Genomic DNA, 16,417 nt, shown 5'->3' on the forward strand with positions numbered 1-16,417 from the left:
GGCAACCGACGCGGACGTCCCTCAGTCTCAGTCTCAGTCGGCGCTCGAACTGGATTCGGATTCAGACCCGGACCCGTTCGCTTCCGCGTCTGAAACGTAGGGAAGCTCGGCTGCAGTCTCCTGCACCGCACCGGCGTTCGACTTCATCAACGCCGTCGTATCCCAGACGCCCTCGACGAGCGCCTTGCGCTGGGCGTCGTCGACGGTGACGTCGACGGTGGTGTCACCGTACCTGACCTGTTCTGCTTCGACGTCGATCTCGAGTTCCCCGTCGGGATTCGCGTCGACCCAGTCCTGGATCTCCTGGATCGTCTCGCTGTCAGCCGTGACGGTCGGAATGCCGAGCGCCAGGCAGTTGCCCGCGAAAATCTCGGCGAAGCTCTCGCCGATGATGGCGTCGATTCCCCAGCGCATCAGCGCCTGGGGTGCGTGCTCGCGCGAGGAGCCACAGCCGAAGTTGGAGTTGACGACCATCACCGAGGAGTCCTGGAACTGGTCCTCGTTGAACGGGTGGTCTTTGAGGTCGTCGTCCTCGGTAAACCGCTGGTCGAAGAACGCGAACTCGCCGAGGCCGTCGAAGGTGACGACCTTCATAAAGCGCGCGGGGATGATCTGGTCGGTGTCGATGTCGTTGCCGCGGACCGGGAGGCCCGACCCCGAGACGTAGTTGACTTCCGGGATCTCGACTTCATCTGTGTCGGTCATTAGGCAGTCACCTCCGCTTCCGGCAGTTCACGAACGTCCGTCACTTCCCCAGTAATCGCCGCTGCGGCGACCATCCGCGGGTTCATCAGGACGGTGCGTCCGTCCTTGCTCCCCTGGCGACCCACGAAGTTCCGGTTCGAGGAGGAGGCGCAGGCCTCGTCGCCCTCGAGTTGGTCTTCGTTCATGCCGAGACACATCGAGCAGCCGGCGTTGCGCCAGTCGAAGCCGGCGTCCTCGAAGATATCCTTCAGGCCTTCTTCCTCGGCGGCCTCCTGTACGCGCTGGCTGCCGGGGACGACCATCGCGCGAACGTCGTCTGCGACCTGACGGCCCTCGACGATCCGCGCTGCGCGACGGAGGTCAGGCAGGCGCGCATTGGTACAGGAGCCGAGGAAGGCCACGTCGATTTCGTAGCCGTCCATCGTTTCGCCGGGCTCGACGCGCATGTGTTCCTGTGCGCGTCGGGCGGTGTCCTGCTTGTCTTCGGGCAGGTCCTCGGGTGCCGGAATCGGGTCCGTGATACCGATCCCCTGACCCGGGGTCGTCCCCCAGGTGACGACCGGCTCGAGTTCGTCCGCGTCGATGTGGACGACGTCGTCGTACTCGGCGTCGTCGTCCGACCGGATCGACTCCCAGTATGGCTTCAGTTCCTCGAACTTCTCCGGATTCTCCTGGAAGTAGTCGGTCTCTTCGAGCCACTCGTAGGTGGTCTCGTCGGGGTTGACGTAGCCCGCGCGAGCGCCGCCCTCGATGGACATGTTACAGATCGACATCCGACCCTCCATACCCAGGTTCTCGATGGCCTCGCCGGCGTACTCGTAGACGTAGCCGACGCCGCCCTCGGTGCCGAGGCGGCTGATGATCTCCAGAATGACGTCCTTTGCCTCGACGCCGTCGCCGAGTTCGCCATCGATCTGGATCTTGCGGACCTTCTGTTTCTCCATGGCGACTGTGCCCGTCGCGAGCACGTCGCGGATCTGGCTGGTCCCGATCCCGAACGCGAGCGCGCCGAACGCACCGTGCGTCGAGGTGTGGGAGTCGCCACAGACGATCGTCTTGCCGGGCTGGGTGAGTCCCTGCTCCGGGCCGACGACGTGGACGATTCCCTGGTCGCCAGAGTCCGGATCGGAGAACTCGATGCCAGCCTCGCGAACGTTCTCCTCGAGTTCGCGCATCATTTCCTCGGCGGCGTCCTCCTCGTAGGGACGGGACTGGTCCGCGGTCGGGATGATGTGATCGACGGTCGCGTGGGTGAGTTCGGGATAGGCGACCTCGAGGTCGCGTTCCTCGAGCATGCCGAACGCCTGCGGGCTCGTGACCTCGTGGATGAGGTGAAGACCGATGAACAGCTGATCCTGTCCGGTCGGTAGGGTTGTCACCTTGTGGTGGTCCCAGACCTTGTCGTAGAGCGTTCCCTCGCTCATTCCTCTGCTACACCCGTGTCCGTGTCTGTGTCTGCGCGGCCGGCGCCCTCGGTCTGGGTCGTTCGGCCGCGCTCGAAGACGCGGTTCGCGTCGTCGGTTCCGTTCGGTGGCGTGTGGGACACGTCTCGCATCGTGTCTGCGTTCGCGTTTGCCTCTGCTGGCGCATCGGCTGCCGAGTCATCAGCACGGCGCGACTTGGGATCCGTCGCGGCCGGACGCCCACCGTCCGTCGCGACGATCGGGCCGCGGTTGAACAGGTTGCCCGCCGTCTCGCCGGTATAGGGGTTGGTGTGGCTGACTTCGCCCATTTTTTGTGCCGCGTTCGTTCGATTCGTTCGATTTCGGTTCCGTTTCATTTCGGTCGACTGTGATTCGTTCGTGGTCATCGGTTCGTAGGTCGTCGGTTCCTGGTTCCTGTTTCGGGTTGCAGTGCGTGCTGACTCAGTTTCGGGTCGCAGTCCCGGTCTCGGACTCTGCCTCAGTCGTCAGCCGGCACTTCTGCTTTCTCTGATTCGCTCTCGCTCGATTCCTCGTCTGCCCACGCGAAGAGGTCACGCAGCCGCTCGCCGACCTCCTCGATCTCGTGGTCCTTCTCGGCCTGGCGAAGCTGGTTGTAGCTCGGTCGGCCAGCCTGGTTCTCGAGAATCCACTCGCGAGTGAACTCGCCGTTCTGGACCTCCTCGAGTACCTCCTCCATATTCTCGCGGACGGAGTCATCGAGGATGCGCTCGCCGCGGGTGAGGCCGCCGTATTCGGCGGTGTCGGAAACGGAATCCCACATGCCGCCGTTCCCACCTTCGTACATCAGGTCGACGATCAGCTTGAGCTCGTTCAGGCACTCGAAATAGGCGATCTCAGGGGAGTAGCCCGCGTCGACGAGCGTCTCGTAGCCGTGCTTGACCAGCGCGGTGACACCGCCACAGAGGACGGCTTGCTCGCCGAAGAGGTCGGACTCGACTTCCTCCTGGAAGTCGGTCTCGATGACGCCGGCGCGGGCGCAGCCGATCGCCTTCGCATAGGCGAGCGCGCGGTCGTGAGCGTCACCGGTCGCGTCCTGGTCGATCGCGAGCAGCCCGGGGGTCCCCTCGTCGTTCTCGTAGTTCCGGCGCACGAGGTGGCCCGGGCTCTTCGGGGCGACCATCGTCACGTCGATGTCTTTCGGTGGCTGGATCTGTCCGTAGTGGATGTTTAGTCCGTGGGCGAACTGCAGCGTGTCGCCGGCTTCCAGGTTCGGCTCGATCGCGTTCTCGTAGACCGCCGACTGGACGGTGTCGGGAACGAGCACGGACACGTAGGACGCCTGTGAGACGGCGTCTGCCGGCGTTTCGACCGTCAGGCCGTCCGCTTCGGCTGCGGAGCGCGAGGACGAATCCTCGCGGAGGCCGACGACCACGTCGACCCCGCTCTCGTGGAGGTTCTGCGCGTGTGCGTGGCCCTGGCTGCCGTAGCCGAGCACGGCCACGGTGTCGTTGTCGAGGGTCGATACGTCTGCGTCATCGTCGTAGTAAATCTCGGTGGTGAATTCGTCAGTCATCGTCTGCTGGTGCGTATTGATTCTGCGGGTGGCTCGCCGCTTCGGCGGTCGATTCTGTCGTGCTCGCGGGTGCAGCGGTGCTCTGGGTGCCACGGGCGAGCGCCGTGGTTCCCGTCCGGTCGATCTCGCGGATGCCGAACTGCTCGAACGTCTCGATTGCAGCATCGATCTTCTGGCGCGAGCCGGTGATCTGGATCGTCGCCGTCTCGGGGCAGGAATCGACGGTCTTGCCGTCGTACATGTCCGCGACGGCCGCAACCTCCGATGGTTGATCCGCGTCGATCTTCACGAGCGCGAGTTCGCGTCGCATCGCATCGGACTCGAGTTCGCGCACGGAGATGACGGGGACCAGTTTGCGCAGTTGCTTTTTGATCTGGTCGATGCCGGGGTCGGGTTCCTCGACGACCAGCGTGATCCGCGCGCGGTCGTCGTCGGTGGTCGGACCGACGGTGAGGCTCTCGATGTTGAACTGCCGTCTCGAGAACAGCCCCGAGACATCAGAGAGCACGCCGGGTTCGTGCTCGACGAGCGTCGAGATGACGGTCCGGCGCGGCTCTTGCTTGGCCTCGACCTCGGGGTCGATCCGGATGCCCTGTTCGTTGCGCCGCCCTGCTGGGGTCGGCCGCTCCTCGGGAGCGGGGCCGTCGAGGCCGCGTCGGTATCCGGGCTCGTTCTGCCCGTTCTGTTCGTTCGGTTCGGTTGGCTCGTTCTCGCCGCTCATAGCTGATCCTCCGCCAGCGCGAACTGGCCGTTGTCGCCACCGCTTGGAACCATCGGGTAGACGTTCGCCTGCGGGTCGATGTGGACGTCGATCACCGAAGGGCCGTCCTCGGCGAGTGCGGCCTCGATCGTGTCGGCGACGTCGTCGTATTCGTCGATTCGGAAGCCGTTCGCGCCGAAGGCCTCGGCGAGTTTGTCGAACTCGGGCATCCAGCCGTAGTCCGAAGCGGAGTGACGGCCCTCGAAGAAGGCGTCCTGCCACTGTCGGACCATGCCGATGTACTCGTTGTTGAGCACGGCAACGGTGATGTCCAGGTTCTCGCGGACGGCGACGGAGAGGCCCTGCAGCGTCATCAGGAACGAGCCGTCGCCGTCGATGCAGACGACCTCCTGGTCGTCGTCGGCGGCGAGACGCGCGCCGATGGCCGCGGGCAGGCCGTAGCCCATCGTCCCGAGACCGTGACTCGAGACCCACGTCCGAGGCTCGGTGAACGTCCAGTACTGGCAGGCCCACATCTGGTGCTGGCCGACGCCGGTCGTGACGATCGCACGGTCGCTCGTGGCTTCGTCAAGCGCCTCGACGACGAACTCCGGCTGAATCGGTTCGTCCGCAGGCACGTCGTAGGCCATCGAGTAGTCCGACTTCCACTGCTGGCACTGCGCGCGCCACTTGGTCGCCTTCGGCGAGGTTTCGACGGCGCGTGCGAGCTGGGAGACGACGGTGTCGGCGTCGCCAACCAGCGGATAGTCCGCGTGGATGTTCTTCGAGATTTCCGCGGGGTCGATATCGACGTGGATGATCTCCGCGTCGGGCGCGAAGGTTTCGATGCCGCCCGTGAGGCGGTCGTCGAACCGGGTGCCGACAGCGATCATCGTGTCGCAGTGCGTGATCGCCATGTTGGCGTAGCCGGTGCCGTGCATGCCGGCCATCTCCATCGAGAGCTCGTGATCCTCCGGGAACGCGCCGATACCGGGCATCGTCGTGACGACCGGAATCTCGTGCTCGATGGCGAACTCTTGGCAGGCCTCGCTGGCCTCGCCCTTGATGACGCCGCCGCCGAGCAGCATGATCGGTCGGGTCGCGTTCTCGATTCGCTCGGCTGCGGACGCGACGATCGTCGGATCGGCTTCCTCCGTGACCTCGTACGTGTCAGGCGTCGTCGGCTCGTCGGGTTCGCGGTTCGTCTCGGCGTTCGTGACGTCCTTCGGCAGGTCGACCAGCGTCGGTCCTGGGCGGCCCTCACGGGCGAGCGCGAAGGCTTCGCTGACGTCGGTACCGACGCGGTCCGGATCGGCAGCGAACGTGTTATCCTTCGTGACCGGCGTCGTGACACCCGTCGTGTCCGTCTCCTGGAACGCGTCGTTGCCGACGAAGTCCGTCGGAACCTGGCCCGTCAGCGCGAGCATCGGGTCCGAGTCCATGTCGGCGTCCGCGATGCCCGTGACGAGATTTGTCGCGCCCGGCCCCGAGGTCGCCAGACAGACGCCCGGCTCGCCAGAGACGATGCCGTAGGCGTCGGCCGCGTGCGATGCGCCCTGTTCGTGGGCCATCGTCACGTGCGTAATATCCGAATCGTAGAGTGCGTCGTAGACGGGCATGATCGCCCCGCCCTGCACGCCGAAGGCGTACTCGACGCCGGCGTTCTCGAGTGCGCGGACGACGGATTCGGCACCCGTCGTGACTGGGTCAGGCTGCGCGTCGTCACCTGTGGCTGCCGTATCAGTGCTGGTTGCGCCTGCGGTGGTGTCGTTTCCGTCCGCGTTGGCTGTTGCGTCTGCGTTCTGGTCTTGGTCCTGGTCGTCGTGCTGTTCCTCCGGTGGGATCGAGGTTGCGCGTTCGCTCATCGGTTCCCTCCCGCCGTCGTGCGGCGATTCGGTTGGGTGAATCGCTGTGAACGATACCGTTGTGTCCGTGTTGTCATCTGTGTCGTGACTGCTGGCTCTGAAGGCGATGCGGCAAATTCGGGTCGGCGATAAGGAGTGATGTGAGGGGCTAGTAGGCCCCTACAATACGAATCGAAGCGAACGCGCTGCTGTCGCCCGACTGGCGAGCCGACAGCGAAGCGCGGACCGTCATTGCTGGTAACGTAGGTCCGCCGACCGACATAACTGTTGGGGGTGGGGTAATCGTTGCCTTTCGCCACGGGCGAGCGAGAGAGCAGGGGCTCAGGAGTGGGTGCAAACGAGGCGGCCATTGCTCAGATGCGCACCTCCTCGTGCTCCTCGTAATCGCGGTCGTCGCGGTCTCGCTCCGTCGATTCGTGTGCTTGCTCTCGGTCTTGCTGACGGTCGACGTCAGCGTCCTCGGCGAAGCGCTCCAGATCGCTGACCGTGACGCGGCGCTTTTCTGCGCCGTAGTCCTTGACGCGACGGGTTACCGCTCGTACCTCGTCGTCGGTTGGATCGTAGCCGCGCTCGTCCAGTCGCTCCCGTACCGAGTGGGTGCCCGTGTGCTTGCCCATGACCAGTCGGCGCTCGGCACCGACCATCTCGGGAGTCATCACACCTGGTTCGAAGGTATCGGAGTTCTCGATGACGCCGGCGGCGTGGATGCCGCTCTCGTGGGAGAAGGCGTTATCGCCGACGATGGGCTTGTTGCCCGGCGTCGCCATCCCGCTCTTCTCCTCGACGATTTCCGAGAGCTCGGTGATGCGGGTCGTGTCGATACCGGTGTCACACTGGTAGAGCGACTCGACGGACATGACGAACTCCTCGTAGGCGGCGTTGCCGGCCCGCTCGCCGATCGAGTTGACCGAAACCTGTGCCTGATCGGCACCGGCTTCGATGCCGGCCAGCGCGTTCGCGGTGGCCAGCCCGAAGTCGTCGTGGGTGTGGACGTCGATCCGGGCGTCAGTGTGGGCGCTGACCTTCTCGATCATGTCGCCGAACCGGCCCGGCGTCGCGACGCCGCAGGTGTCGGGAACGTTGATCCAGTCGACGTCGGCCTCGCTGACCGCTTCGACGACGTCGATCAGGAACGCCTCGTCGGTTCGCGTTGCATCCATCGGCGAGAACATGCAGGTCACGCCCGCCTCTTTGATGCGTTCGACCGAGTCGACTGCGCGCTGTGCGACCTCCTCCCGCGTGGCGTGCATCGAATCCTCGATCTGGACGTCGCTGGTGCTTACGAACGTGTGCACCATCTCGACGCCAGAATCGAGCGCCGCTTCGATGTCGCCGTCGACGACACGGGCCAACCCGCAGGTTGTCGTCGACGTCGAGGAAGCAATATCACGAACGGCCTCGAACTCCGCGTCGGAATTGACCGGGAAACCAGCCTCGATGACGTGGGTTCCCATGTCGTCCAGAATCGCGGCGATCTGCCGTTTATCGTCGTAGGAAAACGACGTTCCGGGTGACTGTTCACCATCCCGGAGGGTGGTATCGAAGACACGTGCTGACTCAATTTCGTCAGTGGAATCTAACGTGCCCTGGAAGAACTCGACCCCCCTGATTGGTATCAGAGGATGGGCTGTCTTGGTGAGACATTGTATCCGTTCCCAGGGAGGAAGTGGTATATAAACCTGGCGCAGAAACACCCGATTCAGTGTATCGTGATGAATGATGAGGGATTCTTGCTGTTCAAAACCGCCAGACAGCGACGCCTATTGTGTGTTTATATGCCCTAATAGAATACAACGTCGACCGGCCGACGCGTTCGCTCGACGGGGAAACCATGGCCAAATTTGCCTCGACTCCACCCTCGACTCGCTGGCGCGCGCATCGCAATGGACGTTCGGTCACTGACATCCAAGTCGAAAGCCACGCAGTAGTCCTTCGTCCAATAATTGGGGTTTCTGAGAACGCTTGTCCAACAAGCTCTCCGAGAAACAGATGAACGCATGCCCGGCGACGATCTGCTTGCCACCCTGGAAATTCTCACCTGCACATTTCGCCTCACTCACTCTCGAGTGACTCTCTGTGCGCTTCGTACTCGTCGACGTACCGACTCTCACAGGAGTGACAGCAGAACGTCTTTCGCTCCCCACCCACCGTCGTCGTCACGCCGCCATCCGTGATCTCCTTCCCGCAAAGGACACAGTCGAGAGCGAAGCCAGCCGCCGACAGCGCGAGCCGCCGGTCAGAGCGAGTGAGTGGGGTTACGTCGTACTCGAGTACACGCGAGAGATCGAGTTCGGTTGCGAGCCAGGACCGAACGTCGCTGCCAGGGATCGCGGCGTGGACGAGGACGTGGCCGTCCATGCCCTCGAAGACGTGATCGACGCCCTCGAGGGCGGTAACGGTGTCGTAGACGTCGGCGACGGCGTCGGGCCTGGGGTGGAGGTCGACGAGGACGGCGGTTTCCTGGCGGAGCGTCGAGCGGTCGATGTCGACGGTAAAGCCCTGGATGACGCCCTGCTCCTCGAGCCGCGAGATGCGGTCGGAGACGGCGGGTGGGGTGAGGCCGACGTGGTCGGCGATTTCGTTGTACGGCCGGCGGGCGTCCTCGGTGAGCAAGGAGAGGATTTCGAGGTCGGTGTCGTCGAGGTCGCGCATACCTGTGATTCGGGCGGGCGAGTGGGTAAAGACTGTGCTATAGTAACAACTGCAACTATTCACACACTGATCGCCGAGTCATCTGGCGAGCAGGTGTGCAGTGACTTGCAGTGGCTACTATAGGTACCGACCGTCTCGTGTGCAGGTACCAGCATTTTACGCCCGGTTGTGGGAGCACTGCCCGTATGACGACCGACGAAATAACCGACCTGCTGACCGAAGCCTACATCGACGAACTCGAGACCGTGATGAACTACCTGACCAACGCCATCGTCCTCGACGGCGTCCACGCCGAGGAGGTCAAAGAGAGCCTCGAGGACGACGTCCAGGAGGAACTCGAGCACGCCCGTCGGCTCGGCAACAGACTGAAGCAACTCGAGGAGTCCCCGCCAGGCTCAGCCGCGTTCGAGGCGAGTCAATCGAGTCTGCAGCCGCCCGAGGATACGACCGACGTGCAGTCGGTCATCGAGGGGGTACTCGAGGCAGAAGACGAGGCGATCGAGACGTACCGAGCGCTGCACGAAGCCGCCTCGGAAGCGAACGATCCGGTCACGGAGGACGTCGCGGTGTCGATTCTCTCCGACGAGGAGGCCCACCGGACGGAGTTCCGTGGCTTTCAGAAGGAGTTTCCGACGGACTGACGCTGCTAGCTGGCACTTCCGCGGTGCTCGTTTGGCCGACGACGCCAGCCAGAGTGATGCGGCATGCGAAGACTCTCTCGCAGAGGAACGTTTTTCTCGTCGCGCTCCCACGAAGCGCACATGAGCGACTTCGACCTCGATCTGCGGACGGTCGAGGAGCATATCGACGAGGAACTCGATATCGAAGGGAGCATCGTGCTCGGCGTTCTCGACGGGGAGACGCCGGAAGACGAGTGGGCCGAAGCAATTTCGAAGGGGAACGTCCTCGTTCTCTGTGTCGAAGGCGACGTCAACGAACTGGCATCTGGCTTCGCCCGCGACGTCAAGGAAGCAGGTGGGAATCTCGTCCACTTCCGTGGGTTCTTGCTCGTGACGCCGCCGGGCGTCGACGTGAACACGGAGCGGCTGTAGGCAACGAGCACGGGTGGTCCTGTTCTGTCCTGCCCTGCCCTGCCCTGCCCTGCCCTGTCCCAGTAGCGACTCGAGTACCCGTTCGCTTCTCGCACTCACTCGCCGCCGAGCAGTGTCCCACCGCTCCCTCATCCGGATACTGCCATACCCTGTGTCTCACGCAGACGATGAGACAAACGTGAGGACGTGCCCATCCGGATCACGAACGACCACGCGCTCGGCAGACTCCTCGTCTACCTGTCGCACCTGGTCTACCACCGCATTTAGCGCAGCAGTCGGCTCGTCGGTCTTGAATCCAAGGTCGACGTGAACCCCACCCCGGGCGTCCGCGATGCCCAGGTGTGGCTCCCACAACTCGAGTGCCATCGGGCCGCTCATCCGGACCCGCTTTCTGTCGTCGCCGACATCGACGGTCTCGAAGCCGAGGTCGCTGTAAAAGGACTCGGCGCGCTCGAGTGACTCGACCTCCAGGACGACCTCGAAGATGCCGTCGATTCCCGGCCCGGCGACGTCCTGCTGGCCAAGTTCCACGCAGTTACCGTCAGGATCGTAGAGATAGAGCGACCGGACGGGGCCGAACTGGGCCTCGTCGAGGTCGTATCCGGCCGTCTCGAGTCGATCCCACCAGTCGTCGTACTCCGCCTCCGGAATCGAGAACGCGTAGTGGGTGTGCAGGCCGCCGCGGGGCACGCCGTCGGGACGGCGCAGGACGAGGTCCGTGTCGCCGGCCGCGAGCGCGAGTTCGTTCTCGTGGCCGGACTCGCCCACGCCGTGTCTCTCGTCGTTGTCGTTCGATGGTCGTCGTACCGACAACTCGAGTACATCCGTATAGAACTCCCGCGCCGACTCGAGGGACTTGACCTCGAGTGCGAGCCAGGAGAGGGTAGTGAGCATAGCGGCCCTTCTTTGGAGAGATGTATAGAGGCATCGCCGAGTTCGGGGATGGGGACGGTGTCACGGGAGTGGAGTGCGGGCGGTGGGATTGCGGGAGTGGAGTGCGGGCGGTGGGATTGCAGGAGTGGAGTGCGGGCGGTGGGATTGCAGGAGTGGAGTGCGGGCGGTGGGATTGCAGGAGTGGAGTGCGGGCGACGAAAGAACAACTGTCCACGGTAGTTGCCTGTCACGTTTATGTGACGACCGCCCGTAGCGACCAGCATGGCATTTCGCGTCGACGAACGCGCAAGCGAGTTTCAGGTGATCGACCGCTTCGATGGTGGTGTCGGCTGGATCGCCCATCCCGACGAGCGCATGCAGCGTGCGAGCCACGCCCTCGTCGTCGACAGCGATCAGACCCGGAGCGCGTCGGGCAAGGATGTCTGGGTTTTCGACCCGGTCGACGCGGAGGGACTCGACCAGTTGCTCGCCGAGTACGGCGAGGTCGCCGGCGTGGTCGTCCTGCTGGACCGACATACGCGCGACGCAGCAGCGATCGCGAACCGCCACGACGTACCGGTCTACCTGCCGGCCGCGTACGAGGGCGTCTCGGACGAGATCGATGCCCCGGTCGCACGCTTCTCCAGCGAACTCTCCGATACCGGATTCGAGGCCCATACGGTGGTCAACAACCGATTCTGGCAGGAAGTTGCGATCTACGATCCCGAACGCGGAACCCTGCTCGTCCCTGAAGCAGTCGGCACGGTCTCGTACTTCCTCGCCGGTGACGAACGCCTCGGTGTCCATCCGATGCTCAGACCCGTCCCACCGACGGACGCCCTGAGCGGGTTCGCCCCCGAGCGCGTCTTCGTCGGCCACGGCGCAGGAGTCACCGAGTCCGCAGCGGTTGCACTCGAGGAGGCACTGTTGAACGCCCGGCGTGGTGCACCGCGGGTGTACGCTGGTGCGGTGTGGCGGTTGTTGCCGGTGTAGTACGACGGGTGCCCACGGTTCTCGTCGGGGAGTTTTGGGCTGGACTTGGGGTTGGATCTGTGCCTGGGTATAGGCCTGGGTCTGCGCCTGGACTCGGGTCTGGTTCGGGTCTGGGTTTGCCGGGGCGTACATCTAACTACGCGCTCCACGTAGATGCCGCCGACATGGTATACATCACCCGCGCGCTCGTTGACGTCCTGCTTGATCTCGCCAGTGATGCCGACCCGGACCGCGTGACTACTGGCGTCTCGGTGACGCCCGCGGGCGAGCTTGCGGGTGGCGGTGCGGGCGCGATCCCGCCAGACACGCCCGTCTTCACCGATTTTTACCTCCCCGATCCCGGGAACGCGATCAACGCTGTCTTTGGGGTCGATCTCTCGACACCTGCGCGGCAGGCCCAGGGCCGGTTCGTCTCGCACCCGCTGCGGGAACTCGAGGTGACGAAACGCGACGACCTCGCACAGGTGGTCTTCGTCGCGGTGCCGCCGTGGACGGACGACGAGGATTCCTTCGGTGCGTTCGACCGGTCGGGGAACCGCAAGCCACTCGAGATTATCGACGCCGAGCCCCCAGAGCAGTCGCTATCCGGCTAACCGCAGGCGCTGACCGCAGAAGTTGACGGGTCGAAGATGCAAACGCGTCCGCCGAGACGGTAAGCAGACCAACGATCTGTGTCTCCGACAACACTCATACTCCGTAAAATAGTCGATTTGTGGCCGCAGTGGTGAGAACGACACCAGCAGCAGCAGCAGCGGCAGCGAAAGCAACAGCAACAACAACAACAACAGCAACGACGACGACCGCCATCAGCCGCTGTACAGCAGTCTCACCAGCCGCTGGCGACAACGTCAACCGCCACTCGGCACGCCGCCGCCGATAATTCGGTCGATGATACCCCGACGTCCCGTCTCGCTGCGTTCGTCCTCCTCATCACGGTCTGACGATGGGAAGCTCGGAACGTGTGGCATGATTCGGTCGACCTCCGTGTGGGAATACAGTCTCGAGTCGGAAAATAGCATTGCCGAGCGCTGTTCGCCCCCCTCCGCCCCCCCCACACTCTCTTCGGTGCGCACAAGGACTACTCGAGATACCCGAGCCCACGAAGCTGTTCGGTGATCTCTTCGAACTCCGCCTCCGTGAGTTCGCCCTGTTTCTGGTGTTGGATGACGATGCTTCGCAGCAGGAACCGGACGAGGTCGCTCGTGCTCTGAAAGCTCGTTCCTTCGATGGTTTCGTCGACTCGGTTGGCGAGATCCTTCGGGATCGAAACCGTCGTGTACTCGGTCATAGTCGATACTCCGTCGCGGGCGTCAAATGCGTATCGCCACCGAGAGATGTCTCCGGTTTCTGCATTCGAACCATAACACATCCAATTCAGTCCGGAAAACCGCACGAACTCCGTAGCGGTTTTTATATTCCGGCAGTCTACACCATGGTATGGGAGTCCGGCCACCATCGAGCGGAGACGACGACGACCCGGAGAGTGTGGAGTTTGGAATCGCCGCTGTCGATGCGCACCTCCGAACTGCAGACCTCTCGTTTCCGGCAACGAAAGACGACGTCGCAGCAGAGCTCGGCCACGAGCGAATTCCGTACGACGTCCACGGGAACGACGTGGCGCTGGGCGAGATGCTCGACGAGGTCCAGGCGCGCGAGTTTCGCTCGAGACAACAGCTACTGAACGAGTTGCACCAGCCGTTCGAGGAGTATCGCCAGGAGCATTCGGGTGGGATGTTTCAACAGGTCCGGTCGATGCTGCCGTTCTGAGTCTCTGTTCCTGCACGCTGTCGTCGGGCGGTGAACGCGATACGTATCGGACAAATGTCCCCAGAGAAGAGAGATGGGACCGTCGTTCGACTACTCGTCGCGCTGCTCGCTGCCTTCGTCTTCGTACTCGAAGGCGCGATCCGACTCGTTTGCCGGACGCTGATCGCGTGCGTTTCGCGTAATCTGTTCGAGTCGTCGACGCTGCTCGCGATGTAAGGTCACGAGCATGTCCGAGAGGACGCCGAACATGAGTAGCTGTACGCCGAGCAAGATGGCGGCGGCGGAGACGAGCGCGAGAATCTCGTGGCCAACGCCGTACTGGAGCCAGCGCCAGAGCACGTAGGTCGCAATTGCGCCACCTGCTGCGATGCCACCGACGCCGAGGCTCCCGAAGTAAAACAGCGGGTTGTTCGTCTTCGCGAGCGAGTACAGTGCGAGGATGATCGTCCCGCCGTCTTTGATCGGGTGGAGGTTCGTCTCTGATTCCTCCGGGCGAGCGCTGTAACTGACCGGGACGACCGTGGTTTCGACGCCGTGTTTCACACACTCGACGGCGAGTTCGGTCTCGATCGTAAAGCCGTCCGAGTCGAGTGAGAGTCGGTTGAACGAATCGACGGTGAACGCGCGGTACCCAGAGAGGATGTCCTCGTAGTCCGCACCGTGAATGAACCGGAACGAGCGGTTGATGAGGCGGTTCCCGACGCCGTTCAACGCCTTCATCGCGTCGTCGTCCATGTCGGCGAATCGGTTGCCGATGACGTGCTCGTAGCCCCGGGCGAGTGGTTCGAGCATCGTCTCTGCGTCCGTCGGATCGTACGTGCCGTCGCCGTCGAGCATCAGGACGTAGGGCACGTCGATGTAGGACACTGCCTCGCGGACCGCCTGCCCCTTGCCCTCGCCGGACTGGGTCAGTACCTGTGCACCGTGTTCGTGGGCAATCTTGCGAGTGTCGTCCGTCGAGCCGCCATCGATGACGACGACGTTCGTATAGCCGAGTTCCTGAAAGTCGTCGACCACGTCACCGATCGTCGCCGCTTCGTCGAGGGTTGGAATGAGGATGCAGACGTCCTCGGCCGAAATCTCGCGCCGCTCGTCGGTCATGGTGAGCACGCCTCCGGTCTCGGAGGCCGGATCGACCGACTCTGCACGAGTTCCGTCATACTCCATCGCTCGTCACTCGTCGTGCGGTATGCAAAAGGATACTGATACGCTGGTTTGGTGTCGCCATCGTCGCCGCTGGTTTGCTGTCGCGGGCCGGCGCCACGACACCACTATGCCGCTCGTTTTTGGTCCCGACAATACCGACCTCGACCTCAACCTCAACCTCAACCTCGATCTCGACCTCGCTACCAGGTCAGACCCTCGTACACCTCGAGGTCGCGCGCATCAACCTCGATCCGCCGGCCGTCGACGACCACTCGCTGCGCCATTCCATCGAACGACAGCTCGTCGAACTCCGGCCAATCGGTTGCAACGACTGTGCCGTCCGCATCGGCCAGGGCATCCGCCGATGAGGCAGCGAACTCGAGTGCCCCGTCGAATCGCGTCTCCCCGTACTGCTCTCTGACGTTGTCCATCGCGACCGGATCGTAGGCGACGACGGTCGCACCACGCGTTTGGAGTTCGTCGATCACGTCGAGCGCGCGGGACTTGCGGATATCGTCGGTGCCGGGCTTGAACGAGAGTCCCAGGACGGCGATCCGCGCGGAATCAAGTGAAACGTGGTCTGCGAGCAGGGAGACCAGCCGGGTTGGTTGCTCGTCGTTGACTGAGACGACGGCGTCGAGCAAGTCGGGGTCGTAGCCCTGCTCGCGAGCGCCGGCCCGAAGCGCGGCGACGTCCTTGGGGAAACAGGAGCCACCCCAGCCGAGTCCCGACCGCATGAAGCGGGCCGAGATGCGGTCGTCGAGACCGACCGCCTCGAGGACCTCGTAGGCGTCAGCGCCGTACTCCTTGGCGATGTTGCCGAGTTCGTTCACCAGTGAGACCTTCGACGCGAGGAATGCGTTGTTCGCGTACTTGATGAGTTCGGCCTCGCGCACGTCGGTTTCGACAAGGTCCGTTTCCTCGCGTTCGAGGATGGGCGCGTAGAGGTCGCGAAGCGTCGCAGCAGCGGCGTCGCTCGTCGCACCGACGACGACCTTGTCGGGTTCGAGGAAGTCCTGCACGGCGGTTCCCATCCGCAGGAATTCGGGGTTCATCGCGAGATCGAGACCCTCACCGATCGCGATGCCGGACTCGCGCTCGAGGATGGGGCCGACGACGTCTTCGGTGGTGCCGGGGAGGACGGTGCTCTTGACGACGACGAGGTGGTCGTCCTCGTTTGATTTCTCTGCGAGTGCGCGGCCGAGTGACTCCGAGCCGGCACGCATCGGCGCGAGGTCGAGACTGCCGTCCTCGGCCTGTGGCGTCGGGAGACAGAGGAACGTGACGTCAGTCTCGCGAACGTCGGCGTAGTCGGTCGTCGCGCGCAGGTTCCCGCTCGCATTGGAACCATCGGGGCCGTGGTGGTCGGTGTCGGGACCGTCGTGGTCGACATCGGGACCGGCGTGTTCTGCATCGGAACCGTCGTGGTCGGCATCAGGACCGGCGTGTTCTGCATCGGAACCGTCGTGGTCGGCATCAGGACCGGCGTGTTCGGCGATCCGCTCTGCCAGTCCGGACTCGTGAATCGGTGCCTCGCCGGCGTTGATCGTCTCGACGATTCTCTCGTCGATTTCGACGTTGACGACCTCGTGGCCGAGGTCCGCGAGGCAGGCGGCGATCGTCGTTCCGACGTAGCCGCTGCCGATGATAGAGACGTGCATACTGGTAGTCGTACGCGAGCAGACGAGCGACTGCGATTAGTCGTT

17 protein-coding genes are annotated in these 16,417 nt (G+C 63.7%); 5 read left to right on the top strand and 12 right to left on the bottom strand.

The window, feature by feature from the left end; all coding sequences use genetic code 11:
- Window positions 1-33: 33 nt before the first annotated feature.
- The 8 genes from leuD to NMAG_RS04330 form a co-directional block, all read right to left on the bottom strand.
- Window positions 34-705, bottom strand: coding sequence for a 3-isopropylmalate dehydratase small subunit (gene leuD / locus NMAG_RS04295; RefSeq protein WP_004216679.1), 672 nt, complete (start codon window positions 703-705; stop codon window positions 34-36).
- Window positions 705-2,129, bottom strand: a complete 1,425-nt coding sequence (gene leuC, locus NMAG_RS04300) for a 3-isopropylmalate dehydratase large subunit (RefSeq protein ID WP_004216680.1) — start codon at window positions 2,127-2,129, stop codon at window positions 705-707. Before leuC ends, leuD begins: the two co-directional genes overlap by 1 nt.
- Window positions 2,126-2,515 (bottom strand): hypothetical protein, encoded by a 390-nt coding sequence (locus NMAG_RS04305; protein WP_004216682.1) that lies wholly within the window; start codon window positions 2,513-2,515, stop codon window positions 2,126-2,128. Before NMAG_RS04305 ends, leuC begins: the two co-directional genes overlap by 4 nt.
- Before the next feature lie 92 nt (window positions 2,516-2,607).
- Entirely contained in the window at window positions 2,608-3,663 is a 1,056-nt protein-coding gene (gene ilvC, locus NMAG_RS04310) for a ketol-acid reductoisomerase (RefSeq protein WP_012996435.1), read from the bottom strand.
- Window positions 3,656-4,384, bottom strand: coding sequence for an acetolactate synthase small subunit (gene ilvN, locus NMAG_RS04315; protein ID WP_004216687.1), 729 nt, complete (start codon window positions 4,382-4,384; stop codon window positions 3,656-3,658). The genes ilvC and ilvN overlap by 8 nt, the downstream gene beginning before the upstream one ends.
- Window positions 4,381-6,228 carry a biosynthetic-type acetolactate synthase large subunit gene (ilvB, locus tag NMAG_RS04320; protein WP_004216690.1) on the bottom strand — a complete coding sequence of 616 codons (1,848 nt, stop codon included), beginning with the start codon at window positions 6,226-6,228 and terminating at the stop codon, window positions 4,381-4,383. Before ilvB ends, ilvN begins: the two co-directional genes overlap by 4 nt.
- A 353-nt stretch (window positions 6,229-6,581) precedes the next feature.
- Window positions 6,582-7,877: a LeuA family protein gene (locus tag NMAG_RS04325; RefSeq protein ID WP_455363788.1), complete on the bottom strand. Its 1,296-nt coding sequence runs from the start codon at window positions 7,875-7,877 to the stop codon at window positions 6,582-6,584.
- Window positions 7,878-8,280: 403 nt separating this feature from the next.
- On the bottom strand, window positions 8,281-8,880 hold the full coding sequence (locus tag NMAG_RS04330; RefSeq protein ID WP_004216692.1) for a winged helix-turn-helix transcriptional regulator: 600 nt from the start codon (window positions 8,878-8,880) through the stop codon (window positions 8,281-8,283).
- A 185-nt stretch (window positions 8,881-9,065) separates the two neighbouring features.
- Between NMAG_RS04330 and NMAG_RS04335 the strand changes: the two genes are divergently transcribed.
- Together NMAG_RS04335 and NMAG_RS04340 are read left to right on the top strand one after the other, a co-directional pair.
- Window positions 9,066-9,521 carry a ferritin-like domain-containing protein gene (locus NMAG_RS04335; RefSeq protein WP_004216693.1) on the top strand — a complete coding sequence of 152 codons (456 nt, stop codon included), beginning with the start codon at window positions 9,066-9,068 and terminating at the stop codon, window positions 9,519-9,521.
- Window positions 9,522-9,641: 120 nt separating this feature from the next.
- The gene (locus NMAG_RS04340; protein ID WP_004216695.1) at window positions 9,642-9,932 is read left to right on the top strand and encodes a DUF5779 family protein; all 291 of its coding nucleotides are present in this window, start codon (window positions 9,642-9,644) and stop codon (window positions 9,930-9,932) included.
- Between the two features lie 156 nt (window positions 9,933-10,088).
- Here NMAG_RS04340 and NMAG_RS04345 read toward each other — a convergent pair whose 3' ends face one another.
- Window positions 10,089-10,826: a VOC family protein gene (locus NMAG_RS04345; RefSeq protein WP_004216696.1), complete on the bottom strand. Its 738-nt coding sequence runs from the start codon at window positions 10,824-10,826 to the stop codon at window positions 10,089-10,091.
- A gap of 261 nt (window positions 10,827-11,087) precedes the next feature.
- Here NMAG_RS04345 and NMAG_RS04350 point away from each other — a divergent pair, with 261 nt between their 5' ends.
- Both NMAG_RS04350 and NMAG_RS04355 read left to right on the top strand, forming a co-directional pair.
- Window positions 11,088-11,798 (top strand): hypothetical protein, encoded by a 711-nt coding sequence (locus tag NMAG_RS04350; RefSeq protein ID WP_004216697.1) that lies wholly within the window; start codon window positions 11,088-11,090, stop codon window positions 11,796-11,798.
- Between the two features lie 164 nt (window positions 11,799-11,962).
- A complete protein-coding gene (locus NMAG_RS04355; RefSeq protein WP_004216698.1) occupies window positions 11,963-12,391 on the top strand; it encodes a hypothetical protein in 429 nt (142 codons plus the stop codon).
- 485 nt (window positions 12,392-12,876) lie between these two features.
- Here NMAG_RS04355 and NMAG_RS04360 read toward each other — a convergent pair whose 3' ends face one another.
- Window positions 12,877-13,086, bottom strand: a complete 210-nt coding sequence (locus tag NMAG_RS04360; RefSeq protein ID WP_004216700.1) for a ribbon-helix-helix domain-containing protein — start codon at window positions 13,084-13,086, stop codon at window positions 12,877-12,879.
- Between the two features lie 149 nt (window positions 13,087-13,235).
- Between NMAG_RS04360 and NMAG_RS04365 the strand changes: the two genes are divergently transcribed.
- Complete coding sequence (locus NMAG_RS04365; protein ID WP_004216701.1) at window positions 13,236-13,565, top strand: hypothetical protein; 330 nt, start codon at window positions 13,236-13,238, stop codon at window positions 13,563-13,565.
- 90 nt (window positions 13,566-13,655) lie between these two features.
- Here the strand turns inward: NMAG_RS04365 and aglJ are convergent, their stop codons facing one another.
- A complete protein-coding gene (gene aglJ, locus NMAG_RS04370) occupies window positions 13,656-14,732 on the bottom strand; it encodes an S-layer glycoprotein N-glycosyltransferase AglJ (RefSeq protein WP_004216702.1) in 1,077 nt (358 codons plus the stop codon).
- Between the two features lie 179 nt (window positions 14,733-14,911).
- The gene (locus NMAG_RS04375) at window positions 14,912-16,372 is read right to left on the bottom strand and encodes a UDP-glucose dehydrogenase family protein (RefSeq protein WP_012996440.1); all 1,461 of its coding nucleotides are present in this window, start codon (window positions 16,370-16,372) and stop codon (window positions 14,912-14,914) included.
- Window positions 16,373-16,417: the final 45 nt, after the last annotated feature.

The sequence above is a fragment of the Natrialba magadii ATCC 43099 genome (assembly GCF_000025625.1).
GTDB classification, from domain to species: domain Archaea; phylum Halobacteriota; class Halobacteria; order Halobacteriales; family Natrialbaceae; genus Natrialba; species Natrialba magadii.

Bases quoted from the DNA above. Each gene is read 5' to 3' on its own strand.
- leuD (WP_004216679.1), bottom strand. From the start codon at position 705: ATGACCGACACAGATGAAGTCGAGATCCCGGAAGTCAACTACGTCTCG.
- leuC (WP_004216680.1), bottom strand. From the start codon at position 2,129: ATGAGCGAGGGAACGCTCTACGACAAGGTCTGGGACCACCACAAGGTG.
- NMAG_RS04305 (WP_004216682.1), bottom strand. From the start codon at position 2,515: ATGACCACGAACGAATCACAGTCGACCGAAATGAAACGGAACCGAAAT.
- ilvC (WP_012996435.1), bottom strand. From the start codon at position 3,663: ATGACTGACGAATTCACCACCGAGATTTACTACGACGATGACGCAGAC.
- ilvN (WP_004216687.1), bottom strand. From the start codon at position 4,384: ATGAGCGGCGAGAACGAGCCAACCGAACCGAACGAACAGAACGGGCAG.
- ilvB (WP_004216690.1), bottom strand. From the start codon at position 6,228: ATGAGCGAACGCGCAACCTCGATCCCACCGGAGGAACAGCACGACGAC.
- NMAG_RS04330 (WP_004216692.1), bottom strand. From the start codon at position 8,880: ATGCGCGACCTCGACGACACCGACCTCGAAATCCTCTCCTTGCTCACC.
- NMAG_RS04335 (WP_004216693.1), top strand. From the start codon at position 9,066: ATGACGACCGACGAAATAACCGACCTGCTGACCGAAGCCTACATCGAC.
- NMAG_RS04340 (WP_004216695.1), top strand. From the start codon at position 9,642: ATGAGCGACTTCGACCTCGATCTGCGGACGGTCGAGGAGCATATCGAC.
- NMAG_RS04345 (WP_004216696.1), bottom strand. From the start codon at position 10,826: ATGCTCACTACCCTCTCCTGGCTCGCACTCGAGGTCAAGTCCCTCGAG.
- NMAG_RS04350 (WP_004216697.1), top strand. From the start codon at position 11,088: ATGGCATTTCGCGTCGACGAACGCGCAAGCGAGTTTCAGGTGATCGAC.
- NMAG_RS04355 (WP_004216698.1), top strand. From the start codon at position 11,963: ATGGTATACATCACCCGCGCGCTCGTTGACGTCCTGCTTGATCTCGCC.
- NMAG_RS04360 (WP_004216700.1), bottom strand. From the start codon at position 13,086: ATGACCGAGTACACGACGGTTTCGATCCCGAAGGATCTCGCCAACCGA.
- NMAG_RS04365 (WP_004216701.1), top strand. From the start codon at position 13,236: ATGGGAGTCCGGCCACCATCGAGCGGAGACGACGACGACCCGGAGAGT.
- aglJ (WP_004216702.1), bottom strand. From the start codon at position 14,732: ATGGAGTATGACGGAACTCGTGCAGAGTCGGTCGATCCGGCCTCCGAG.
- NMAG_RS04375 (WP_012996440.1), bottom strand. From the start codon at position 16,372: ATGCACGTCTCTATCATCGGCAGCGGCTACGTCGGAACGACGATCGCC.